General features: G+C 69.0%; 1 pseudogene. It reads right to left on the bottom strand.

The features are described 5' to 3' along the window. Positions 1 to 361 (bottom strand): annotated as a pseudogene (locus tag P0G09_RS16020) (A/G-specific adenine glycosylase); the annotation flags it as partial.

A 361-nucleotide genomic window follows, 5' to 3' on the forward strand; every position in this document is an offset into this window, starting at 1 on the left:
CCTCGTTCAGCACCAGCGCCACCGTGACCGGTGTGATGCGCCGGGCCTTGGGGGGCGTTTTCTGGGGCAGGGAGAGGGCGGTGCCTGCGGCCCGGGCCCGGCAGAGAGTGCCCAGCGGGCACTGCTCACACAGAGGTGCGCCGTTGGGCAGGCAGACCAGCGCGCCCAGCTCCATCAGGGCCTGATTGTAGTCTCCGGCTTTTGCGGGCGGCTGGTGTTCCATGACCCGTGCCGTGAACTCCCGCTTCTCCTGCGGGTCGGTGACCAGCCGGGGGTCGTTGTAGAGCCGGGCAAACACCCGCAGAACGTTGCCGTCCACGGCGGGAACCGGGAGACCGAAACTGATGGAGGCATTGGCCCC

It is taken from the genome of Faecalibacterium sp. DFI.5.82, assembly GCF_029076575.1.
Lineage (GTDB): Bacteria > Bacillota > Clostridia > Oscillospirales > Ruminococcaceae > Faecalibacterium > Faecalibacterium duncaniae.